Below are 15,876 nucleotides of genomic sequence, written 5' to 3' on the forward strand. Positions count from 1 at the left end.
TAAAGGCTTTCAATCCCATTCCAACTTTCAAACCATAAACACTGATAATGAACAAATACAAAGACCTCATCCAACAGACATTTGACTTTCCTACCAAAGAATTCCAGGTGGAAGACAACAAACTTTTCTTCAATGGTGTAAATCTGATGGACATCATCGAGGAATATGGAACGCCTCTCAAGCTTACCTACCTGCCAAAGATCAGCGACAACATACAGAACGCCAAGACGATTTTTAACAATGCTATCAAGGCCCATGATTACCAGGGGTCATACACATATTGTTACTGTACCAAATCTTCCCATTTTAGTTTTGTAATGGATGAGGCGCTTAAAAATGATATCCATATTGAGACCTCTTCATCATTTGACATACCTATCATCCGCAACCTTTTCGAAGGAGGTAAGATCTCAAAAGAAACCTACATCGTCTGCAATGGCTTCAAAAGGGAGCTTTATAGGGAACTCATCACCGGTTTATTAAATGATGGATTTGTAAACTGTATTCCTGTTTTGGATAACTTGACGGAGATTGACTATTATCTGGAGCATGTCAAGGTGCCTTTCAAAGTAGGTATTAGAATTGCATCAGATGAGGAGCCAAAATTTGGTTTTTATACCTCTAGATTGGGAGTTCGCTATAGAGATATCATAAAACTCTATGAGGAAAAGATCAAAGACAACCCAAATGTCAGCCTCAAGATGCTGCATTTTTTCATCAATTCAGGCATAAAGGATACCGCCTACTACTGGTCAGAATTGACGAGATTTATCCAGAAATATGTGGACCTTAGAAAAGTGGCTCCAGAGTTGGATACCATGGACATCGGAGGTGGATTTCCAATAAAAACCAATGTATTTTTCGATTACGATTACCAGTATATGGCAGATCAGATCGTCAAAAATATCAAGTGGATGTGCGCCAAAAACAACACTGTAGAACCCAATATCTTTACCGAGTTTGGTAGCTATACGGTAGGAGAGAGCGGAGCAGTCCTTTATTCAATTTTGGATGAAAAACTGCAGAACGATAAAGAGCTCTGGTATATGATTGACGGATCCTTCATTACCCAATTGCCTGACAGTTGGGGATTAGATCAGAAGTATATCATGCTTGCTGTGAATAACTGGGAAGAAGAATACCACAACATTTCTTTGGGAGGGTTGACCTGTGACAGCATGGATTATTATAATTCAGAAGCGCACCAGTTCAATATTTACTTACCTAAGATCGAGAAAGGTAGAAAACAGTACATCGGCTTTTTCCATACTGGTGCCTACCAAGAATCTCTTGGCGGCTACGGTGGTATTCAGCATTGCCTTATCCCGGCTCCTAAGCATGTCCTCATCCAAAGGGATGAAAACAACAACATCACCCACGAACTCTTCGCCGAAGAGCAGACCAGCGATTCGATGCTGAAGACGTTGGGCTATGTGAAGTAGTTCCAGATAAAATTTCATTGTAACCTGCCAGGTTTTTTTGAACCTGGCAGGTTTTCATTATTACTACCCGAAGTGAGTTGGTGTAATGATCAACCAATCAGTAAAGAATCTCAGCAGGATATCCGCAGGATACTAGCAGGATGTAGGCATGATGTCGGCCATATAAGTAATACATTCCCGCCTATTCGGTAAAGAATTTAGAAACCATTGTATTTTTCAAAGTGTGAATTCCTAATGTTAAACTAACTGTTGTTTAGCAGCTTGGAGGTGCTCGTCGATCTTTGTGGTGATAGCAAAATATCCATAATTTAATGGAGAGGCAGTGTTTCTTTCTATGGCTTGTGCGTACATGTGGTCCCAAACTCTGCCTCCCATTTTCTCATATTCCGAAATAAGGCTTTTCAGACTATCTTCCCCAAAGACGTTGGCATGACCTGAGAAATCCATGGAGGGGTCGCTAAATTGTCCTTCTGACCAGTCTATAAACCCACTTACCGTGCCGTCTTTTTTTGTCAGAATATGCCCAGCATAAAGGTCACCGTGTACAAAAACTGAATAATCCGGCCATAACTTGTCATCGTCCAGCCATGCTCGCCAGCTTTTTTCCAGGCTGGTCTTCATCCCCAATTCCCGTTTCACCGCTTCCAATCGGTCCAATATTTCTTGCCGCTGCATTTCAGGAGATAGGTGTTTGATATCTTGGGTTTTCGCTTCCTCCATTGGAGTATTGTGAAGGTCTACTAAGGTTCTAGCAAGTGAGGGGATTATATTTGGACTGTTTTGATCCACATGCCAGGTCACCTCGTAGGTTTGCGCATCATAAGTCAACATTGGCATATCCACCAGTAATGGATAAGCGATAAGTTCGGGGCTGGCGATAATCCATTCGGGGACGGCTATCGAGAGATGCTTTTTTGCCAAGTCAAGAATCTTGCTTTCTTGAACAATCTGCTCCCCCAGTCCCTCTCTTCTCGGAATTCTCAAAACCCAGGGCTTCCCCTCCAAATCTTTGGCAAACGCCACTTTAAAGTCAATCCCCATTTCATTAAAAGTGATGTCGTTCCTCAGCCCTAGACCGTGGGATTCTGCCAATGTGATGATGTCTTGATTTTTCATTATAGGTAGGTGGGAAATGATAAGGAAATCAAGTTAAGGAAAATTGATGAGAAAGATAATCACGAATTATCATTTGAGTTTAGATGAGAGAGAAATAAAAATTTACTTTATGCTTGCATAATATATGAAAGTTTTATTTTTTTATATCTGTTAAAAACTTTTGATCAATGGAACATGTAAATACAATACATCAATCGGAGGAAACCTCCACACTTTACCAGGCTGCAATTAGGGCTGGATTAATCTTGGGTCTAATAAGTACGGCCATCACCTTCTTGGTTTATTTCATAGACTTCACCTTGCTTGCCTCAGGCTGGCTGGGTTTTGGAAGCTTTGCTATAATGCTAGCTGTGGTCATCTATTTCGGGATCGAATACAGAAAGGAAATTGGAGGCTTTATGAGCTTTGGCAAGGCGTTTCAATTTTCCTTTTTCGCATTAGTGGTAAGTGCTCTCATAGCCTCAATTGGAAGTATTTTGCTCTTCAATGTGGTGGATCCTAATCTTCCGGTTACACTTGGAGATGTGCAGCTTGAAAATACACTTGCCATCATGGACAGATTTGGAGCAGCAGACGCTCTGAGTGCAGATCAAATCGATGAGATGCGAAATGGGTTTTATGACAATTACAAAATAGTAGGAGTTGTGAAAAGTTTTGGGTTTCTAATCATTGGCTCGGCCTTTTTTGCCTTGATTTTAGGAGTCATTATAAAGAAAAGGGACAAATCCCTGGATATGTAATGTTAGTTTTGATTCATACTTTTTTAATGTTTAAAGGCCCGGTTTCGGGCCTTTTTCAGTTTTACTTCCACGTTTATCTAGGAACTAGAAGTTTGATTAAAAGTGCTAAATGCAAGGGAGGTCCTACGTGTACCTGGTACATGGTATCTTGTACTTTGTACCCAAACACCTTTTAAAACATATATTTTTATGTATATCCGCTTTACTGCCAGTAAAAACTATCAACTAATAAAAAGATGGCTGAAGGCAAGATTCATGGGCACTTCGGTCATCGGTCTTCCGTCGCTTAAAACAAGGAATTAATGACTACTGGCATCATTGCGGATAATCATATATATTTTTATTTCATTTTGTATATCTTTATTCTTAGACAAATAGTATTTCGAAACGATATGGTCCGGAAAATAATTTTTATAGGATTAATGTTGCTCTGGTCATCAGTTCTAGATGTGCAGGCCAAAAAGAGTTATAAAATCAACAAGGTAAGGATTGAGGCAGTTGTTTACCCAAATGGGGATATGCAAGTCAGGGAAACACGCGCTTATAATTTCAAAGGAAGTTTCTCCTACGCATTTCGGAATTTCCCCAATCAGGACGAAGTCACCTTCAGCGACATGCAGGTTATGGAGGGAAACAGGGATTTCCCATTTTCGGGAGAGGAAGAAAAAGGATATGCTGTCCTGCTTGATAAGAACAACCATCAAGAGCTTGGTTGGGCCTTTGAAGCCAAGGATGAAGTTAGGGAATTCACTGTCACTTATACAGTAAATGGGTTGGTCAACAGACATGAGGATGTCGCAGTGCTTTACTACAAATTTATAGACCGACAATGGGAGGTTCCCCAGGAGGATATAACCATAGCTATCCAATTTGCTGGCAAAGGCAATGAGCAAGGAGAAGTTTTGTATTGGTTGCACGGTCCTGCCCAAGCTTTTTCAGAAATTCAAGAAGGAAGCACCATCCAACTTAAGAGTAGTCATCTGTCCAAAAAGCAATTTTTGGAGGCCCGCGTACTCTATCCTGAGAGTTGGTTTAAGGAAAGTCCCCAATTGCAGGGCTTTGTAGCTGAACAGATTATGGAGGAGGAAAGAATCTGGGCAGAGGAAGCAAATGCCAAAAGACTAGCCGCCCAAGAGCGGAAAGCCTTTTACGATAACGTTTATGCTAAGGGTCCCTACATAGCCATGACTATTTTCTTGATTGGGTTTGGACTTGCACTTTTCATCTATAGAAAATTCAGGCCAGATCATCCCAGGGTAGAACGTAGCCATTCTTTAGAAACCCGACCGCCTTCATCACTCCATCCGGCCTTGGTTAATTACTTGATTTATGGCTACTTAATTGGAAAGGAGCTTACAGCTGTACTTTATCAGCTTGCCTATAAGGAAATTCTTACATTGGAAGACCGAAATCAGGATGGTAAAAACAGTAAGAAAAATCTTTATTGGTTGTTGAACAGAGATAAGTATAATGAGCTGGAAGGGAGTCTATTTCAGTTTGAACGAATGATAATAGAACATATTTTTCAGAAGATTTCTAAAGGTAAGGATGAGGTGAGTTTTCATGAAATGCAGCAGGCCAAGCATAATTGGACCTCGGTGCTTGCCAAATTCAACAAGGAAGTAGGCGAGGAAGGTAAAAAGTTGAGTATATGGAACAGGAAAAGTATTAGCGGTATGTATTGGCTGATTGGACTTTCCATTTTCATGTTTGTCACATTTGTAATGGGGCTTGTTTTCCTGAAAGAATGGTCCTTGATTCTCTTACCTCTGCTTGTAATTTTGATTACGCTAAGTATTCAAATCAGGAAGCGCCAACCAAATTATCAAAAGGAATACTACCGCTGGATTAATTACCGTAAATATCTAAAAACAGCCTTGAAGCGAAAAAGTACTGAGAATGTGGATTACGACTTGTTGAATGAACACCTGATATATGGTACCGTGTTAGGCCTTACCAAAAGCAATATTGACAAGCTGCTGACCGAAGTGCCTGCAGGGAATTATTCGCACTACCTGTTTTGGTATGTAGTTTTGTTTAATAACGGTTCAACCCCCACTTCAAAAAACATCAGCAATATGGTCGGCAACCTAGCAATATCTCCAATGAGTTCCGGCGGTGGAGTAGGGGGCGGTGCGTCATTTGGTGGCGGCGGAGGTGTGTCTGCAGGTGGCGGAGGGGCCAGATAAAATGTAAAGATGTAGAGTAGGTTAGGCGTGGAAGCTCTGATAAATTTTTCTTATCTTTATTGAAACACACGATTTTTTATGGCTGAAATTAAGACAAAACAATCAGACGAAGATGTTCATGATTTTATAAACTCCTTTGCTAATACAGAGCAGAAGAAAAAGGACAGTTTTGAACTTCTTCAAATCATGCAAGATTGCTCTGGGCATGAACCCAAAATGTGGGGAGAGTCCATCATCGGGTTTGGGGTGTACCATTACAAATCTGAAAGGAGCAAACAAGAAGGGGATTGGCCGTTGATTGGTTTTTCTCCTAGAAAGTCAGCCATTTCTCTTTATGTATACACAGGATGTGCCGGCCAAGAGGATCTGCTTCAGGAGCTGGGGAATTTCAAAATGGGTAAGGCCTGCATTTATGTTAAAAAATTGGAGGACATCAACTTGGAGGTTCTCAATAAACTCATGAACTCAACCATCGGATTTTTACAAAACAAATACGGAACAAAGAATAACAATGGATAAAGCCACACAAACAATGATTGATAACCTGTATAATAATACAGGTAAAACTTTGGAAGAATGGGTTGAGATTGTGAACAAGGAGGATTTGCCTAAGCACGGAGAAAAAATCAAGTTTCTTAAGGAACAACATGACTTTACCCATGGCTTTGCTAATCTGGTAGCCCAAAAAGCTAAAGAAACAGAAACAGGCCCCCAAAGTACAGACGATTTGTTTACCTCTCAATATCAGGGGAAAGAACATTTTTTACCTCTCTATGAAAGGCTAATGAAGGAAGTTCAATCATTCGGGGCTGACATCGAGATTTCCCCTAAAAAGGCTTACATGAGTCTAAAGCGCACAAAGCAATTTGCCACCTTGAAACCGGCCACAAAAACAAGGTTTGAGATCGGGGTCAACTTAAAAGGTGTGGAGCCTTCTGGAAAATTGGAAGCTGAAAAACCCAACTCCATGTGCACCCACAAAATAAGCCTCAGTGGAATCGAGGACATTGACGGGCAAGTGATCAGCTGGATCAAAGCTTCATATGAGAATGCAGGTTAATTCTATTTTTCAAAACTATCTTAAACATGACTGACAAAACTAATCAAGAAGCCGGTTCTCAATCTATCGATGACAATACCCCTAAGGTGACGGGAATTGGTGGGATTTTCTTTTTTTCCGAAAATCCTGACAAAACTAAAGATTGGTATTCCAAGCACTTGGGACTTGAAGTGAACCAATGGGGGTCCAGTTTTGAATATAGGAACGCCAACCGACCGGAGGAAATAAATTACCTTCAATGGAGTCCTTTTCAAAAAGGCAGTGAATACTTCTCACCATCCCAAAAAGAATTTATGGTCAACTACCGTGTTCAAAATATTGAAGGGTTGGTCAAAAAACTGAAAGCAGATGGTGTGACTGTTATCGACGAGATTGAAACCTATGACTATGGAAAATTTGTCCATATTATGGATGATGAGGGAAACAAATTGGAGCTTTGGGAGCCGGTGGATAGGGTGTTTACGGCGATGGATTTGAAGACGACTAAGTAGTTGTACTAAGTACTATGTACTAAGTGGTGTTGCTGCCCCCTTTTTTCTAGGGTAGCGATTTAGGAATGCGATTACCGTAATATCTTCTCAATCTTTTTTCCCTTAGCCAGTTCATCCACCAGCTTGTCTAAGTACCGCACTTGTTGGGTTAAGGGAGTTTGGATGTCTTCTATGCGGTAGCCACAGATCATTCCTGTGATAAGATGGGCATTGGTGTGAAGGTTAGCTTGCTTAAAGAAAGTCTCAAAGGTAGCTTTCTCTTCAATGAGTTCCTGCTGTCTTTTTTCATCAAAACCTGTCAGCCATTCAATAACCTGATGAAGCTCCTCCTTGGTCCTGCCTTTCTTCTCCACTTTGGTGACATAATGCGGATATACTGAGGCGAATGTCATATTCGCCATTCGGCTATCGTGCTCGGGAGTGGTATTCATAATTATAATAGGTTAAGGTTATACAAACAAAAATAAGATATTTCTAATTTGAAAAGAAGGACTATCCTCTACTCTTAACTTCTCTGATTGCTTCGGAAGGCATAAAAAAAAGCCACCGATTACCTCGGTGGCTTTAAAATATTTAAACCTCTTTAGCTTCAGGCTTGTAGTTGAGGAATTTATCCAAACTATCGTTCATTTCTTCCATCCATGAAGTATGGTGCTTCACTGCCAAGGTATTTGTCATTACTGATTTATACACTTGGTCCCTATATGTAAGGATGTTTTCCTCCTTTTGCTTGAGCCAAATCTTGAATAGCTCGGCGACACTATCCAGATCAAACGAAGGATAATCTGTGTTATCAATCAGTTCCCTTACGTAATCGGTCTGGAAATCAACATGATCTTCATGCGTAACGGTGGCAGCTTCACCCGCCATCCATTTGGCAATATCTGTCTGCCTTTCTTCTTGAGTAGGTATCTGTATCTTGCCCATGATGATATCCCGGACATACCAAGCTTGCGCATCAAACATGTTGAAAGTATAGTATTGGTCCTGCATCCCTAAGTAGAAAAGTTGTGGTAGATTGTCAAAAACTACTCCTTTATACAGCCCGTCAGGATATAGGCAGTTGTTTGTTTTCAACCTCATTTCACTTGGAAGGAAAGGGAATTTATGCTGGTACCCGGTACACATGATTACCGCATCAACCTCTTGTTGGGAGCCGTCACTGAAATAAGCCGTTTTCTTATCAAAATGAGTCAACAAAGGAACCTCTTTAATGCCTTCAGGCCATTCCACACCAATTGGGTTGGATCTGTAGCTTAAGGTAACCGATTCGGCCCCGTGCTTGTAACACTGCACTCCAATGTCCTCTGCAGAATAGCTGCTTCCGATCATTAGAAGTTTTTTACCCTTAAACTGATCCGCACCTCTAAAATCATGAGCATGCATCACGGTGCCAGGAAAATTTTCTATACCCTTAAAATGAGGCATGTTTGGAGTAGAGAAGTGACCCGTGGCTATGATTAGGTGATCAAACGTCTTAGAATAAGTTCTGTTATTTTCCAGGTCATCCAGTACGAGGGTAAACTCCTTTTTTTCTTCATCAAAACTGACCCAACGGGCAGCAGTATTGAATTTGATATACTTTCGGATATCTGCTTTTTTGACTCTTCCTTGGATATAGTCAAATAAAACCGGCCGGGGAGGGTAAGAGGAGATAGGTTTACCAAAGTGCTCATCAAATGAGTAATCAGCAAACTCTAAGCATTCCTTTGGTCCATTTGACCAAAGATACTTGTACATACTGCCGTGAATGGGTTCACCGTACTGGCCTAAACCCGTTCTCCAGGTGTAGTTCCATAGACCACCCCAATCACTTTGTTTTTCAAAACATTCAACTTCAGGGATTTCAGCGCCTTTTTTTGCTGCTGATTCAAATGCTCTTAATTGTGCTAAACCACTCGGGCCTGCTCCAATTATTCCAATTCTCATAAATATTGATGTTTAATAAAAGATTAAATTTGACAAGATCATATAATTTCTACTCCTGCCCATGGTAGTGGAGGATGGAATCAATCCTTATGATAAGGGGGATGCGTTAAGAAAGGGCTCTAAAGCCCAACTGGGAAATCCAACGCAAGGTCGTGTATCGCCGGGATAAGGTTGTTTATATACAACTAGAAGCGGGACCTATATTCGAAATTTATATAATATTTAATTTCAAATATATATATAATATACTGAAAAACCTATTAAAAATGCCTATTCCTAACTTTCATTCTGCCGCAAAATTTGGTCATTGGCGTGGAAAATTGACTTGGGATATCCCAAAATCAGATATCATATATAAAATGTCTAAACAGAAATGTTTATTGGGAAGTTTATTTGTAAATTGTATTTCACAAACATCTTGCATTAAGTGAAATAAATAGATTATTTTTTCTATGGATTATTTGGAGAAAATCCTCACGGCATTCGAACTGCATTCCCCAGAAGAAATACGGGAGTGTTTTGAAAACGGGATAAGCCCGAACCAGTTGGTAAATGGCAATCCACTTATTTATAGTCTAATAAATATGTAAACCCGTGGAAAATTATTTAAGGATTGCATTAAAGCTTTTGTGGACTATGGGGTAGAGTTTGAGGATAAAGTATTATTATCAGTTTTGCTAGATGATTCATATGAGCTTAATAATCAATTAATTTCAAATAGGGATGTTTTACTAAAGAAATATTCATTTGACTGCACATTTACTCCCCTTTACGAGGTTTCTTTATTACATATTTGTGCGGAATATAATCATTTGGACTGTGCTGAGGTTTTAGTGAAACACGGTGCGGATATCAATGAAAAAGCTGGACATGACTCCCATGGCTTCGGAGGACAAACGCCAATTTTTCATACCGTAAATCAAGATGCTAATAAGTGTGTTGATGTAATGAATTTTCTCATTTCTCAGAAAGCTGACTTGACATTGACCATAAAAGGACTTGTGTGGGGTAAAGGATATGAATGGGAGACATTCATTCCTGCAGTAAACCCGATGAGCTATGCCATGATGGGACTTCTCCGCCAATTTCAAAGGACAGAGGAACAAGTGTATGAGGTCGTTTCAATACTGTTAAAGGAGACTTACGGAATCATATATTTTCCATCCAACCTACCAAATAAATACCTTAGCAATTAATCAAATATTCGGAAAAAAGTTCGAATTAATCTGATACAGAACTGAAGTTTTTAATACCCATAAAAGAATCAAAAATGGGAGATAAAAAACTAAATTAAAATGGAAAAAGATTTTAAACCTAAAGGTTACAGTTCACTTTCACCCTATTTCATAGTAAATGGTGCTCAGAAGTTTATTGATTTGATGAAACAAATTTTTAGCGTGGAGGAGCTAAGACGGTATGATATGCCCGACGGAAAGATAATGCATGCAGAAATACAAATTGATGATTCGATAATAATGATCAGTGACTCGACTGATAAGTATCCTCCGTCACCCATGATTTTGCATGTTTATGTCCCCAATGTTGACCAAACATTTGAGAAGGCTATCAAGGCAGGTTGTGAGATTGTTGAACAACCAAAAGAAAGTGAAGGTGATCCTGACCGACGTGCAACTTTTAAAGACTTTGTAGGTAATACCTGGTCAATTGGAACCCAACGCTGAGGCTTTTATAGTCAGGCAGGCTCTAACCCTCCCGTCGCGCATTAGCGCCGGGAATTAACTCTCTACATGCTATTACCCCACTCTGGATTCAGAATACAAATCATAGGCTGCAATTAAGGATTGCCTCTCTGGGGTAGTTCCGTATTTACGATAGTCGGAAAGGTTTTCTCTTTTTTCCACATATACCGGAGAATATTCTTCCTCCAATTCATCCCAGATGATCAATAGGTATGCATAGGGCATCAGACTGGTACGTCCTTGTTCCAGCCATTTTTCAAACGTGCTTTCTTCAAGTGGTTGGGGATAATCGGGGCTATCAAACATTCAGTGTATATGGTATAGTAACAAATATAAAGGGATAAGTGGGATTTTCACAAAACCCTTTCAACTACCAAGTCCCTATATGTTTTATAACTACCCTTAAGGGTTTCGTCATCCAATGTTGTAAGGTCCATATTTTCAGGTATGATTTCCAACACTTGCAATACATCCCTTTCTTCATAATCATAGCGATCCTCAAATCTGTTTAGCTTGACCGTACCATTGTCATTATATTTGAGATAATATAGGGAGTCCAAATAATAAAATATGAAATATTGATTTTGATCCAAGAGCTTGATAGAGTTGGCAGAATGTTCTTTTATAACGAGATCGAAGAATTTATCTAAGAAGTATGGGTTGTCATATTGAATCAATGCCTCAAAAAGGTGTTGCTCACAGGCCGCCAAAAACTCCACAAACATATTCGCATCTGTTATTTTAAACTTATTAAGTAATATAGGGGTTATTTTAGGTGTCATTAAACTTATATACGTTTATCATAATTTGGTACACGATATTAATCAATATGTTTCGAATTATAAGGTGAATACTTTAATGATTTCATTAGGGTTGCTCCAATTGGCATTAGAATTAATTTTTATTTTATGAAATTTGTGCCAACCAGGTTGTTATGAAGAGAAACCAAATAGATCCCCAGAAGAATATGTCCATGCTACAGGCTATGGTGGCGTGTAAATGTCCTGTTTGTACAAAAGGTAACATGTTCAAAACTGCTGCCACCGACCTTTGGAATTTCAATGAGCTTAAAGAAGAATGTGAAGTCTGCGGTTTCAAATTCATGCCTGAACCGGGTTTCTACCAGGTTTCACTCTTTTTTACTTATGCTGTGGGTGTCGCAGTTTTCATTGTATTTGGCTTTATCGCTTATTATCTTTTCAATGATCCCGAACTTTGGGTTTACTATGTAGTAATCTTAATCCCAGCAATATTGGTAACCCCATGGAACCTCAGGTATTCCAAAGTACTAATGCTTTATTTTCTAGGAGGGGTATGGAATTCTGAAAGGGAAGAAGAGTAGAATGTGTTTGAGGCCATTTCATTTTGAGTGTTTTTAAAAGGCATCTACTTATTAGTTGGTGGATGACTGAGAAAGTTTCCCTAACTTGAGATGATAATTTTTACTACAAATTATTTGAACCTAAAGAACCTATGAATTTTCACCTTCTCAAAATCTATTTGCTTTCCATAATCTTCCTGATCACAGGTGCCTGCAATGTAAATGATGACCCTTTTGAAAATGATATTGTCGAGGAGGGAGCGCAGCAATATGGAACTCCTTTAGGTCAAGTTCCGGAGACGTCTGAAATCATTATGTATGAGGTCAACCCTTTGGTGTTCAGTCCGGATAGGAATTTTAAAGGTGTCCAGAACAGGTTAGATGAGATTGCAGATTTAGGGGTGAATGTGATTTGGCTGATGCCTATTCATCCGATAGGGGAGGAAAAAGGCATTGGATCCCCATATGCGGTGAGGGATTTTTATGAGGTCAATTCTAGGTATGGCACATTGGAGGATTTGAGGGAGTTGGTTTCGGAGGCTCATGCAAGGGGAATGGCCGTCATTTTGGACCTTGTTGCCAACCACACGGCGTGGGATAATGAATGGCTCAGCACTAATAGGTCCTGGTATGTACAGGATGAGGCGGGAGTAGTTCAGTTTCCCAACACTTGGCAGGATGTAGCTGAATTGAATTTCGATAATCCGGCTATGAGAAAGGAGATGATTGAAATAATGAAATACTGGGTGCTGGAGGCGAATGTAGATGGGTATCGTTGTGATCATGCTGATGGTGTTCCGATTGACTTTTGGACTGATGCTATTGCTCAATTAAGAAATTTACCCGACCGTGATATCATCATGTTTGCGGAAGGTGGCAATAAAGGGTTGTTTGCTGCTGACTTTGATATGATTTTCGGCTGGAATTTTTACCATAATTTGAAAGAGGTTTTTGAAAAAGGGGATCCGGTAGATAGACTTTTTTCAGCGCAGGAGGAAGATTATAGCAATGTACCGGCTGATTCTCATTTTCTGCGTTTCACGACCAACCATGATGATAACATTTACGATGATGTGCCACAGCATATCTTTAATAGCCAGGAAGGAGCCATGGCTGCTTTTGTGATCACGTCATACTTGGGCGGAGTGCCCATGTTATATAATGGACAGGAGGTAGGAACACCTGAAAATATCCCTTTCTTCTACCCCACTGATTATGTAATAGATTGGTCTATCAACCCGCAAATATGGGAAGAGTATAAAGCGGTCATCGACTTAAGAAAACAGAGTGCTGCCATAAGAAATGGAGAATTGCAAGCTTTAGGACCCCATTCGGATATTGTGGCCTTCACCAAATCTACATCTGAAGAAGAGATTCTGGTACTTGTAAATGTTAGGAGCAATGCTGTCAATTATTCACTTCCAGGGACGGTAGCAAATAGTTCTTGGCTTGACGGTTATTCTCAAGAGCCGGTGGATCTGGGTGAACAAGTTGAAATGGAGGCTTATTCATATCGGGTGTTTAAAAGGTAAAGAGGTCAAGAGGGGTAGAAGTTTAGGAATGAGGCATGGGTCTGGATTCCTGCCCTTGCACTCATCTCTAAACTTCTAAACCTCCCGCCGCGCACCAGCGCCGGGAATTAAACCTCTATACCAACTAGTAGTTGAATTCTGGTATACTTGGTACCTGGTTCCTTATACTTGGTACTCTTTTCAGTACCTCCCTAACTCTCTCCTCCCATTTTCTAATCAGCTCATACTCATTTTGCGGACTGAAGAATTTTTCGGTTGAGAAGAATTCTAAGTTTATTGAGTGGCTGCCTGGTATATGGGGTATAAAGCTTAATTGCAGATCGGTTATTACATTGGCTCCCCCATTTTTCCCTGAATTCAAATATGAAATCTGCAAATCCACTCTGTCTATATGGTTCAAATCCACGGTTTTTATCACTGGATCACCTTCTCGTTCCATATAAAGGATTGTGGAAGCTGAAAGGTCGATTCCTATACCATAGCGGAACCTCCAGGTGTCAATTTCATCCAATTTCAATCCTTTTTCAGCAGCGTAATGGTGTAAAAGATTTCGGGTGGTCTTACGCTTTTTGGCAGCTTTTATGGCATAGTATATAATGGGCACGGAAAACACTGCCATGAGAATCAGGGAAGTTATAAGCCCTGAGATATTTATATCAATCATTGTTTTGTAGGTAGGCGACCATACACCTCAACTTAATGAGGAATTATAGTCTGGTTTAAATATAAAATAATGGCCCATCGAGGGGCTGGATTGATAAAAATATCCTACCAGAAATAGGCAAATGGAAAGATGAGTTCTTTGATGGTGAATGCTACCCAAACGGTAGCTTGGGTAGTTAATTGGGTTTTTACCTCTTGGTTGTACCAAAAGAAAAGCGCAAATGAACTAAAAAAATCCGACTCGATACTTACTTCCCCTTTAGGGCTATAAGTTTCGGCAAAAACAGGAGATGTTAAAAATTCCCAATGTCCCGATGATTCAAGTTTATCCTGAAGTTGAAAAGAGAATTCCGAAGTTTGGGTTTGCTGGTCCGCAAAGGAAAAGGGCAGTCCTACCATAAAGTAGAATGCCACCACCATTAGGCCTCTTGAGATGCTATGCTTATGTCTTCTCACTTCGAATGTCTTGATAAGATTCAAACGTAATTAGGAGATAAAAAGGTTTTAGAAGGGTAGGGAATTAAACCTCTCAACCCAAAATTGCTCTGGACCTAGTACTAAGTACTTAGTACCAAGAATACAATATATCCTACATAAACAATCAGCAACATCCCTCCTTTAACCCTTCCCAGCGTATGGTTTTTGTCCAGAATGAGGAAAAGCCACAGCAATAGAGAGGCAAGAAAATTGGTCATCAAGTCGAAATAGTATTCCTGTCTGAAGGGTAAAGGGCTGACTAGGGCACTGGATCCCAAAATCAGCAGCGTATTGAAGATGTTGGAGCCTACCACATTGCCGATGGCTATATCGCTCTGCTTTTTGTAAGCTGCTATTGCAGAGGTTGCGAGCTCGGGCAGGGAAGTGCCTACAGCCACCACAGTTAGCCCCACCAAGGCCTCGCTCATACCCAGTCGCATGGCAAACTCCACTGCACCGTCCACAATCCATTTTCCACCCAATATCAAACTTGCCAAGCCAAGCACTACCAACCCAATGGCCTTGGGATAGGAAGCGGATTCAGCTTTGGGATTGGGAATGTTTTCCTCCTTTTTCCGAGGAATTCGAAAGGTATAAATGAGGAATATCAGAAAAAACACTAAAAGCACCAGACCGTCCGTGATCCCCAACCCCAGGCTCTCAGTCTTGTCCCATAATTGGTCACTTACTAATATGATCAACAGGGTGGCGACAAACAGGCTGAAAGGGATTTCTTTCTTGACCGTGTTGTTCAAAGCCGTAAGTGGAAATATAATCGCAGAAATGCCTAGTATCAGAAATACATTGGCAATGTTGCTTCCTAAGATATTGCCGATGGCTATATCCGTATTGCCAATATAGGCAGCGTAAATGTTGACCGTAAACTCCGGGGTGGAAGTGCCAAAAGCAACAATGGTAAGTCCGATGACAATGGGGGTTACGCGTAGTTTGTAGGCGATGATACTAGCCCCAGTGACTAACCATTCAGCTCCTTTGAGAAGCAATATCAATCCAATAACGGAAAGAATAAATAAGATCATAGCAAAAGCATCGAAGTATTTGAGTTTTAACTGAACATTGACCTTTCAGGTTTAATTTTAACTTGGAAGGTCTAATAGGAAAAGTACGAAGGACGAGGTACGAAATACGAAGGTTTGGAGGGTTAGGGTATACCCCAAACAGCTACATCGGAGTCGTTCGCAAATCGGATGTTTTC

General features: G+C 40.3%; 18 protein-coding genes. 10 read left to right on the forward strand and 8 right to left on the reverse strand.

The window, feature by feature from the left end:
* The first annotated feature begins 47 nt into the window (after positions 1 to 47).
* Positions 48 to 1,442: an arginine decarboxylase gene (locus tag FPL27_RS08115; protein ID WP_143960614.1), complete on the forward strand. Its 1,395-nt coding sequence runs from the start codon at positions 48 to 50 to the stop codon at positions 1,440 to 1,442.
* A 237-nt stretch (positions 1,443 to 1,679) separates the two neighbouring features.
* On the opposite strand, the gene FPL27_RS08120 is transcribed toward FPL27_RS08115, so the two are convergent.
* A complete protein-coding gene (locus FPL27_RS08120; RefSeq protein ID WP_143960615.1) occupies positions 1,680 to 2,558 on the reverse strand; it encodes a macrolide 2'-phosphotransferase in 879 nt (292 codons plus the stop codon).
* A gap of 167 nt (positions 2,559 to 2,725) precedes the next feature.
* Here FPL27_RS08120 and FPL27_RS08125 point away from each other — a divergent pair, with 167 nt between their 5' ends.
* The 5 genes from FPL27_RS08125 (at position 2,726) to FPL27_RS08145 (ending at position 7,038) form a co-directional block, all read left to right on the forward strand.
* A complete protein-coding gene (locus FPL27_RS08125) occupies positions 2,726 to 3,298 on the forward strand; it encodes a DUF4199 domain-containing protein (RefSeq protein ID WP_143960616.1) in 573 nt (190 codons plus the stop codon).
* A 392-nt stretch (positions 3,299 to 3,690) separates the two neighbouring features.
* Entirely contained in the window at positions 3,691 to 5,487 is a 1,797-nt protein-coding gene (locus FPL27_RS08130; protein ID WP_185974328.1) for a DUF2207 domain-containing protein, read from the forward strand.
* A gap of 78 nt (positions 5,488 to 5,565) precedes the next feature.
* Positions 5,566 to 6,006 carry a DUF1801 domain-containing protein gene (locus FPL27_RS08135; protein ID WP_143960618.1) on the forward strand — a complete coding sequence of 147 codons (441 nt, stop codon included), beginning with the start codon at positions 5,566 to 5,568 and terminating at the stop codon, positions 6,004 to 6,006.
* 13 nt (positions 6,007 to 6,019) lie between these two features.
* Positions 6,020 to 6,547: a DUF5655 domain-containing protein gene (locus tag FPL27_RS08140; protein ID WP_235893398.1), complete on the forward strand. Its 528-nt coding sequence runs from the start codon at positions 6,020 to 6,022 to the stop codon at positions 6,545 to 6,547.
* A gap of 26 nt (positions 6,548 to 6,573) precedes the next feature.
* Positions 6,574 to 7,038, forward strand: a complete 465-nt coding sequence (locus tag FPL27_RS08145; protein WP_143960620.1) for a VOC family protein — start codon at positions 6,574 to 6,576, stop codon at positions 7,036 to 7,038.
* Between the two features lie 71 nt (positions 7,039 to 7,109).
* Here FPL27_RS08145 and FPL27_RS08150 read toward each other — a convergent pair whose 3' ends face one another.
* Entirely contained in the window at positions 7,110 to 7,469 is a 360-nt protein-coding gene (locus FPL27_RS08150) for a DUF2200 domain-containing protein (protein WP_143960621.1), read from the reverse strand.
* Between the two features lie 142 nt (positions 7,470 to 7,611).
* A complete protein-coding gene (locus FPL27_RS08155) occupies positions 7,612 to 8,967 on the reverse strand; it encodes a flavin-containing monooxygenase (protein ID WP_143960622.1) in 1,356 nt (451 codons plus the stop codon).
* Between the two features lie 629 nt (positions 8,968 to 9,596).
* Between FPL27_RS08155 and FPL27_RS08160 the strand changes: the two genes are divergently transcribed.
* Together FPL27_RS08160 and FPL27_RS08165 are read left to right on the forward strand one after the other, a co-directional pair.
* Complete coding sequence (locus FPL27_RS08160) at positions 9,597 to 10,163, forward strand: ankyrin repeat domain-containing protein (RefSeq protein WP_221936587.1); 567 nt, start codon at positions 9,597 to 9,599, stop codon at positions 10,161 to 10,163.
* A 99-nt stretch (positions 10,164 to 10,262) separates the two neighbouring features.
* On the forward strand, positions 10,263 to 10,649 hold the full coding sequence (locus tag FPL27_RS08165; protein WP_143960623.1) for a VOC family protein: 387 nt from the start codon (positions 10,263 to 10,265) through the stop codon (positions 10,647 to 10,649).
* A 72-nt stretch (positions 10,650 to 10,721) separates the two neighbouring features.
* Here FPL27_RS08165 and FPL27_RS08170 read toward each other — a convergent pair whose 3' ends face one another.
* Complete coding sequence (locus tag FPL27_RS08170) at positions 10,722 to 10,973, reverse strand: hypothetical protein (protein ID WP_143960624.1); 252 nt, start codon at positions 10,971 to 10,973, stop codon at positions 10,722 to 10,724.
* Positions 10,974 to 11,020: 47 nt separating this feature from the next.
* Positions 11,021 to 11,449, reverse strand: a complete 429-nt coding sequence (locus FPL27_RS08175) for a hypothetical protein (RefSeq protein WP_143960625.1) — start codon at positions 11,447 to 11,449, stop codon at positions 11,021 to 11,023.
* A gap of 152 nt (positions 11,450 to 11,601) precedes the next feature.
* Here FPL27_RS08175 and FPL27_RS08180 point away from each other — a divergent pair, with 152 nt between their 5' ends.
* Together FPL27_RS08180 and FPL27_RS08185 are read left to right on the forward strand one after the other, a co-directional pair.
* Positions 11,602 to 12,009: a DUF983 domain-containing protein gene (locus FPL27_RS08180; RefSeq protein ID WP_143960626.1), complete on the forward strand. Its 408-nt coding sequence runs from the start codon at positions 11,602 to 11,604 to the stop codon at positions 12,007 to 12,009.
* A 131-nt stretch (positions 12,010 to 12,140) separates the two neighbouring features.
* Positions 12,141 to 13,520 carry an alpha-amylase family glycosyl hydrolase gene (locus tag FPL27_RS08185; protein ID WP_143960627.1) on the forward strand — a complete coding sequence of 460 codons (1,380 nt, stop codon included), beginning with the start codon at positions 12,141 to 12,143 and terminating at the stop codon, positions 13,518 to 13,520.
* Positions 13,521 to 13,644: 124 nt separating this feature from the next.
* On the opposite strand, the gene FPL27_RS08190 is transcribed toward FPL27_RS08185, so the two are convergent.
* The 3 genes from FPL27_RS08190 to FPL27_RS08200 form a co-directional block, all read right to left on the reverse strand.
* Positions 13,645 to 14,184: a hypothetical protein gene (locus FPL27_RS08190; RefSeq protein WP_143960628.1), complete on the reverse strand. Its 540-nt coding sequence runs from the start codon at positions 14,182 to 14,184 to the stop codon at positions 13,645 to 13,647.
* Positions 14,185 to 14,288: 104 nt separating this feature from the next.
* Positions 14,289 to 14,663 (reverse strand): hypothetical protein, encoded by a 375-nt coding sequence (locus FPL27_RS08195; RefSeq protein ID WP_143960629.1) that lies wholly within the window; start codon positions 14,661 to 14,663, stop codon positions 14,289 to 14,291.
* A gap of 77 nt (positions 14,664 to 14,740) precedes the next feature.
* Positions 14,741 to 15,700, reverse strand: coding sequence for a calcium/sodium antiporter (locus FPL27_RS08200; protein ID WP_143960630.1), 960 nt, complete (start codon positions 15,698 to 15,700; stop codon positions 14,741 to 14,743).
* Positions 15,701 to 15,876: the final 176 nt, after the last annotated feature.

Origin of the sequence: Litoribacter populi (assembly GCF_007483685.1) — a bacterium.
In the GTDB taxonomy this organism is placed as follows: Bacteria; Bacteroidota; Bacteroidia; order Cytophagales; family Cyclobacteriaceae; genus Litoribacter; species Litoribacter populi.

Excerpts from the sequence above, each read along its gene's own strand:
- FPL27_RS08165 (WP_143960623.1), top strand. The coding sequence starts at position 10,263 with ATGGAAAAAGATTTTAAACCTAAAGGTTACAGTTCACTTTCACCCTAT.
- FPL27_RS08135 (WP_143960618.1), top strand. The coding sequence starts at position 5,566 with ATGGCTGAAATTAAGACAAAACAATCAGACGAAGATGTTCATGATTTT.
- FPL27_RS08200 (WP_143960630.1), bottom strand. The coding sequence starts at position 15,700 with ATGATCTTATTTATTCTTTCCGTTATTGGATTGATATTGCTTCTCAAA.
- FPL27_RS08145 (WP_143960620.1), top strand. The coding sequence starts at position 6,574 with ATGACTGACAAAACTAATCAAGAAGCCGGTTCTCAATCTATCGATGAC.
- FPL27_RS08155 (WP_143960622.1), bottom strand. The coding sequence starts at position 8,967 with ATGAGAATTGGAATAATTGGAGCAGGCCCGAGTGGTTTAGCACAATTA.
- FPL27_RS08140 (WP_235893398.1), top strand. The coding sequence starts at position 6,020 with ATGATTGATAACCTGTATAATAATACAGGTAAAACTTTGGAAGAATGG.
- FPL27_RS08175 (WP_143960625.1), bottom strand. The coding sequence starts at position 11,449 with ATGACACCTAAAATAACCCCTATATTACTTAATAAGTTTAAAATAACA.
- FPL27_RS08190 (WP_143960628.1), bottom strand. The coding sequence starts at position 14,184 with ATGATTGATATAAATATCTCAGGGCTTATAACTTCCCTGATTCTCATG.
- FPL27_RS08170 (WP_143960624.1), bottom strand. The coding sequence starts at position 10,973 with ATGTTTGATAGCCCCGATTATCCCCAACCACTTGAAGAAAGCACGTTT.
- FPL27_RS08130 (WP_185974328.1), top strand. The coding sequence starts at position 3,691 with ATGGTCCGGAAAATAATTTTTATAGGATTAATGTTGCTCTGGTCATCA.
- FPL27_RS08185 (WP_143960627.1), top strand. The coding sequence starts at position 12,141 with ATGAATTTTCACCTTCTCAAAATCTATTTGCTTTCCATAATCTTCCTG.
- FPL27_RS08180 (WP_143960626.1), top strand. The coding sequence starts at position 11,602 with ATGAAGAGAAACCAAATAGATCCCCAGAAGAATATGTCCATGCTACAG.
- FPL27_RS08115 (WP_143960614.1), top strand. The coding sequence starts at position 48 with ATGAACAAATACAAAGACCTCATCCAACAGACATTTGACTTTCCTACC.
- FPL27_RS08125 (WP_143960616.1), top strand. The coding sequence starts at position 2,726 with ATGGAACATGTAAATACAATACATCAATCGGAGGAAACCTCCACACTT.
- FPL27_RS08150 (WP_143960621.1), bottom strand. The coding sequence starts at position 7,469 with ATGAATACCACTCCCGAGCACGATAGCCGAATGGCGAATATGACATTC.
- FPL27_RS08120 (WP_143960615.1), bottom strand. The coding sequence starts at position 2,558 with ATGAAAAATCAAGACATCATCACATTGGCAGAATCCCACGGTCTAGGG.